This is a genomic window from Mesorhizobium sp. M2A.F.Ca.ET.039.01.1.1, assembly GCF_003998035.1.
Classification (GTDB): domain Bacteria; phylum Pseudomonadota; class Alphaproteobacteria; order Rhizobiales; family Rhizobiaceae; genus Mesorhizobium.
Genome location: NZ_RZRY01000457.1, coordinates 1 through 5,220 on the forward strand (window position 1 = coordinate 1; position 5,220 = coordinate 5,220).

At 58.8% G+C, this 5,220-nt stretch carries 9 protein-coding genes, 1 tRNA gene and 1 pseudogene; 4 read left to right on the top strand and 7 right to left on the bottom strand.

The features are described 5' to 3' along the window. A partial coding sequence (locus tag EOA24_RS26665) for a DUF6882 domain-containing protein (protein ID WP_245501858.1) occupies positions 1-501 on the top strand: 501 nt, incomplete at its 5' end. A gap of 134 nt (positions 502-635) precedes the next feature. Here EOA24_RS26665 and EOA24_RS26670 read toward each other — a convergent pair. After that, complete coding sequence (locus tag EOA24_RS26670; protein WP_126082602.1) at positions 636-1,088, bottom strand: BA14K family protein; 453 nt, start codon at positions 1,086-1,088, stop codon at positions 636-638. Positions 1,089-1,368: 280 nt separating this feature from the next. Between EOA24_RS26670 and EOA24_RS26675 the strand changes: the two genes are divergently transcribed. After that, positions 1,369-1,444, top strand: a tRNA-Lys gene (locus EOA24_RS26675). 101 nt (positions 1,445-1,545) lie between these two features. Here EOA24_RS26675 and EOA24_RS26680 read toward each other — a convergent pair. The 5 genes and pseudogenes from EOA24_RS26680 to EOA24_RS26700 all read right to left on the bottom strand — a co-directional run. Next, positions 1,546-1,745 (bottom strand): annotated as a pseudogene (locus tag EOA24_RS26680) (low affinity iron permease family protein); the annotation flags it as partial. Between the two features lie 401 nt (positions 1,746-2,146). Beyond that, positions 2,147-2,422 carry a hypothetical protein gene (locus tag EOA24_RS26685; protein WP_127249418.1) on the bottom strand — a complete coding sequence of 92 codons (276 nt, stop codon included), beginning with the start codon at positions 2,420-2,422 and terminating at the stop codon, positions 2,147-2,149. 169 nt (positions 2,423-2,591) lie between these two features. Then, on the bottom strand, positions 2,592-2,801 hold the full coding sequence (locus tag EOA24_RS26690) for a cold-shock protein (protein WP_126083796.1): 210 nt from the start codon (positions 2,799-2,801) through the stop codon (positions 2,592-2,594). A 246-nt stretch (positions 2,802-3,047) separates the two neighbouring features. Beyond that, a complete protein-coding gene (locus tag EOA24_RS26695; protein WP_126082604.1) occupies positions 3,048-3,266 on the bottom strand; it encodes a hypothetical protein in 219 nt (72 codons plus the stop codon). Next, positions 3,247-3,459, bottom strand: coding sequence for a DUF3606 domain-containing protein (locus EOA24_RS26700; protein ID WP_126083797.1), 213 nt, complete (start codon positions 3,457-3,459; stop codon positions 3,247-3,249). The genes EOA24_RS26695 and EOA24_RS26700 overlap by 20 nt, the downstream gene beginning before the upstream one ends. A 456-nt stretch (positions 3,460-3,915) precedes the next feature. Between EOA24_RS26700 and EOA24_RS43965 the strand changes: the two genes are divergently transcribed. Next, positions 3,916-4,044 (top strand): hypothetical protein, encoded by a 129-nt coding sequence (locus EOA24_RS43965; RefSeq protein ID WP_281059009.1) that lies wholly within the window; start codon positions 3,916-3,918, stop codon positions 4,042-4,044. 402 nt (positions 4,045-4,446) lie between these two features. On the opposite strand, the gene EOA24_RS26710 is transcribed toward EOA24_RS43965, so the two are convergent. Continuing rightward, positions 4,447-4,836 carry a low affinity iron permease family protein gene (locus EOA24_RS26710; protein ID WP_126082605.1) on the bottom strand — a complete coding sequence of 130 codons (390 nt, stop codon included), beginning with the start codon at positions 4,834-4,836 and terminating at the stop codon, positions 4,447-4,449. A gap of 177 nt (positions 4,837-5,013) precedes the next feature. On the opposite strand from EOA24_RS26710, the gene EOA24_RS26715 reads away from it, so the two are divergent. Beyond that, a partial coding sequence (locus tag EOA24_RS26715) for a DUF892 family protein (RefSeq protein ID WP_133374623.1) occupies positions 5,014-5,220 on the top strand: 207 nt, incomplete at its 3' end.

A 5,220-nucleotide genomic window follows, 5' to 3' on the forward strand; every position in this document is an offset into this window, starting at 1 on the left:
AACGATTACTGGACCGGGGGGAGAATGCAACCGGATTGGTATCCCGCTTGGCGCGATGAGGCCTTTGAACAGCTCACCGCCAAGAACGCACGCCTGGAGCAGGACTTCCGCCTCGGCCACTGGACGCGCTACAACTACGACCTGGCGGCCGGAAAGCTGATTTTCTCTGACAAAGCGGGCACCACCGTTATCTCGGAAATCCAGATTGCGGGCTCTACCAGCGCCAAGGCGGGCAATTGGCTCTGGGCTTGGGCCAATTCGAATTTACCGGGCGAACTTCTCGGCGACGCGAAGCTGGTGCGGGCGTTCGGGGAGAAAAAGGGCGTGGACGACCTGGCCCAGGCCTATGTGGACGATACGAGCGGCGATTTGGATGCGCTCGGCTGGGAATTGACGGCAGCGATGGTTCGGGTTTGCAACGCGCTTGGAGCTTATCGCTCCTCGCGGGGGGAGGGCGGCGCTCTCTATCTGGTCTTCAAGACCATACGATGGGCGAACTGATACAGCACAGCGAGGGAGCCTGCGCCTCTCGAGGCGCGGGCTCTGTCAACCACCAGAATATGTGCTTTCGCAATTCCGGACGGAAAGCCGCTACGCACTTTTCCTGGAATTGTATTGGTGCGGACTGGAGGCCGTCAGTAGGGCGACACGCACTGCCGTCGCGGGCCGCTGTTGGGCTGGAATGTGTTGTCCGAGGCGCGATACGAACGGTAGCGGTCATAGCACCACTGCACATGCGCATCGCCGCGGTAGACGCGGTTGTTCTCGCTGTTGACGATGGCGCCGGTGATCAGCGCGCCGGTGGCGAAAGCAGCAAGCGGAAACCAATAGTCGCCATGACGGCGATAGCCGTGGCGATATTCACGATAGCCGCGATGGCCGTTCCAGTAGACAGCGTCACCACGACGCGAGAAATCCCGGTTGAAGCCGCGGTGCCTTCTCCAATCCCGATACTGCACGGTCTGGACATCCAACAGGGCCTGGGGTTGCGGCACATAAGCTGGCTGAGCGTTGACCGGCACCATCTCCGCCGCGATGAACGACGCCGAGAGAGCGGTTGCCAGCAGGCCCGATGCGATCTTGTTCATTACTCTTCTCCTCGAGGTTGATCGACGTCCCTGCTGCGAAACGGGTCCGGGTTGCAAATTGTTCCCCTTTCAATCTCAACCAGTTGTTGTGGAGCTTCCTGAGGCAATGCGGACCCGGATCATTGGCGCAGGCATCGAAAGCCGCTCGCAAACAACCTCTCGGCGTCCGTTCGAAACCGTTCAAAAATCCGCCTTGGACGCCCGTCTTTTTCCGGTTGACCGGTCGCGGCACTCTCCCTATGTTCCGCGCAATTTCGAGGGCGGCGTTTCGAGCCCGCGGGAGCGCGTAGCTCAGCCGGTAGAGCAACTGACTTTTAATCAGTAGGTCATGGGTTCGAATCCCATCGCGCTCACCAAAAAAAATAAACACAATCAATAGTTTAACACGGTCGATCATCGCGTTGATGTTCGATCATTGGCTGCAGGGTAACTATGTGGGTAACGGGAACTGCCTTAGGGTGCTCTGGATCAGAAACACCATGAGGAAGGTCACGATGGTCGTGCCGGTGTTGATGACTAACTGCCAGGTCTCGGAGAACCGCAGCACGGGACCGTCAGCGCCCATGCGACAACCGTCGCAACGCACAACGCGAAGGCCCATGGCCTGCCTGTCGCCTTCGCAACACCACCAGCGAACCGGGTGAACCGGCGCTCGATCTTGCCACCCTGCTGATCCACGGAGGAATTACCCGGCCGTTATCGCGCTGCTCCTGTCTCGTGTCTGTCGAGACTCTCGCAATTCCAACGCGCGCCGGAACGCAACTGCGCTCACATCGCATTTATGCCTTGATGGTCCGTTCGAACCAATGATGACTTTAGCCTGGGCTAGCGTAAGTCCGTGCTTCCCGGCAAACTCAGCCGGATCGTAAGCGTCTTCCCAACCTATCCCGTCCCCTTTTAGGCCCCGCATACAACTCTCCCATCTGGCCAACGTGAACGCTGCCAATGCGGAAAGGTTTCCTGCTGGCCATGTCGAAGTGGAGTGCGCCAATTTCGGCGGCCACATCGCCCGCCAACTACAAGGCCGACGGCCGACCATCACCTGGGACCCGCTTGTCTCAGATCCTATCAAAGGTGAAGGACGTCAGAAGACTGGTAACGAAATTGCTCGCCTTCTCCTTGACGAGAACCTCGGTCCATTCGTCGGTGCCCCGAAGCCTCAGGTCCGTGTAGATGCTGTCGACCGCTGCTTCTTCGATGCGCTTGATATGCGAGAGGAAGACGGCCTCGTCGCCTGTCTTATAGATATCCCGCACGACTATGCGCAGGATTTCCTGCATGGCGATTTGCCAGGCGGTATTGATTGTCTGGAGCTCGTTGGGTTTTTCGGTCATCGAGATATCCTCGATTGGGCCGGCCGTCGGCGAGAGACACCCATACGGGGGTCGTCAAAATGGCGGGTCGGCCGGAAATAAAAGAGGTCAGGCAATTTTGCCTGACCTCGCTTGGTCTCATGCTTTCAACACTGCCAGTACGTCTGTGATCAGTGGAAAGCTGAACCGATCAGACGGCCTGAAGCTTGCAGGCAGACATCTTGCCCGACTTGCTGTCGCGCTCCAGTTCGTAGCCGATCTTCTGGCCCTCGACGATTTCGCGCATTCCCGCGCGCTCGACGGCAGAGATGTGAACGAAGGCGTCAGCGCCGCCGTTGTCAGGCTGAATGAACCCGAAGCCCTTGGTCGAATTGAACCATTTTACTGTGCCAGTGGTCATGATGAACCCTCTCATAGCAATATTGAATTTCGGCAACGCGAGCGCGCAGCCGACTATGCAGATGACGATGTTGAAAGGAAGTTCGTTCAGGGCGCGGTGCCAAGCGCGCGATAACCAAAGCTCAGCAAGCAATATCGACAATCCCTCCTGTATCTTGCCCCTCCGGCACGTCAACTTTTGGTCCTGGAGCTGTTCGATTTCAACTGGAGTGCGGCTCGGCAGTCCGGGTCGTCATGCTGCTATCGGTCATTTGGAAAAGTTCGGCCCCACGGGCTCGGCTAGACTGAACTCGAACACGGTGTTCTCTTCCTCGTCGACCACCCGGAACCAGTGCTGCTGCAAAGCGCTCGGTGAGATTGGCGCGCCAGCCACGCGCTCGGCCGCCTTTATTGGCTCGTCGACGTCCACCGGTTGAGCTGCGACGACCTCTTCGCCGCAAAGCTCTTCAACCTGGTAGCGAGGCATTCTTGTCACCCCGACCGAGAGACTTCGCCTCGCGTTCGAGCGTTTGGCGATCGTTGCCGTGCTGCTTGATCAGCTCGCGCACCTGCTGCGGCGTCAGCCAGACTTTCTGGGCGAAATACTCCACCTCATAGTCTTCGTCGGCCGAAACCCGGTCGCGGTCGCGGAAGTCACGCTTGCTCTTGTCGTCTGCCATGTCGGTTCCTCCTCGAGTGACAGAAACACCGCCGTTGCCGGCTTGTTCCCGCTCTTTAGCGGCGGTCGCGGAACGTCTCAAACGCGCGGCCGTTGCCCCTAATGACGCTCCGACGATATCCGCATGGTCCGAGGGCATGTCCGGCTGGGTAGACATCACCTCGCGCAGCAGCGCGAGCGCATAGCCCAACTAGAGCGTGACGAATTGCCGACTACCGACGCCCTCGTTTTCTTCGCGCTTCTGGAAAGCATGCAAGAGCTTCACGAACGGCATCTGGCGCGGCTGCTCGCCCAGGCTGCGGATCAAGCCTTAGTGGTCGAACCGGAGGGTGCTGCTGGCTCGGGAACATAGTTGAGTCTGCGCGATTCACCCTCAATGAGTACACGCGGTATCAACTTCGTCGACCGATGGATGGCAGAACACCTGCCCAACGTCATAACAGAGGACCCTGTGGCCGTGAGCGATCTGGCCGACGAGCTGATGAGCATGGCAGAGCACGAAGGTATTCCGGCCGCCGAGATCAACGAGGAAGTCGACAGCGTCTTCGAAGTGATGGAACACCGCGAAGGAAGCTTGGCGGATTAGCAGCCGCAGTTTCTTCACCCATTCCGCCCATCATCATGCCATGGCAGCCGATGAGATATCTCGGGTTGAACAGCTCGTGCGCGATGGTGAAGGCCATATAGCCCGCCAGCGCGAACTCATCGCCCTATTGGAGGGTGGCGGCCTCCCGACGGAGAAGGCAAGGGCGTTCCTAGACTTCTTGGAGGAGATGGTGGGGATAAGTCGCGAGCACCTGGCCAGGCTTACGCCGCCCAAAAGGAGGAAAGCCCGCCGCAGCTAATAAGCGTACGCGACGGGCTTTCTGCCATTGGGAGCGGCTACACCCCGGAAGGACGACCACTTGCCTACACAACTCACACGAGCGTGTTTTGTTGCACGTAGCCCTTACATATACAATTTTGCGCCACCGCCGAGTGCCCAGGCTTATGCAACTGCCTTGCGGCGACTTCCGGGGGCTCGTTCGTTGTTCTCTTTCGCCCGCGCGCAGAGCGCGCGGAACTCTTCGACCTCGGCCTCGGTAAGATGCTCGATGCCGATGAAGGCGTTCTTGGCGGCGCCGGAGCGGATCAGCTCATCAAGCTTGGCCTGGATAGCCGCGCCGTCTCGGTTTTGGGTGTTCTGGATCAGGAAGACCATCAGGAATGTGACGATCGTCGTACCGGTATTGATGATCAGTTGCCAAGTTTCGGAATACTGGAAGACCGGCCCGGTCACGGCCCAGATCAGCACCGACGCCAAACATAAGGCAAAGGCCCACGGACGGCCGGAAGCATGTGCGACGACGGTCGCAACGCGATTGAAGGTTTTTTCCATTGGAAGTCCTGGTGATGAAATGCGGAGCGTTCCAACAATGGAGAAGCCCGTTTTTCGTTCCGGCCCGGCTAGGGCGCTCCATTGCCTTGTGCCCGAAGGCCGGAACATGTTGCGCACCCCGGAGTTAGCCATGGCCTGTCAACGGGCGGGTCAACACGCTGCATCTGGAGAACACCGATGGCTACAAGCAAGAAAGCCTCTGCCGCCGAGAAGAGCCTCGAAGATATGTTCCTCGACGGCCTGAAAGACATCTATTACGCCGAAAAGAAAATCCTCAAGACCTTGCCCAAGATGGCGAAGGGCGCTGAAGACGAGAAGGTCGCCGCCGCCTTTGAAAAACATCGCACCGAGACCGAGGGACAGGTCGATCGCCTCGAGCAAGTC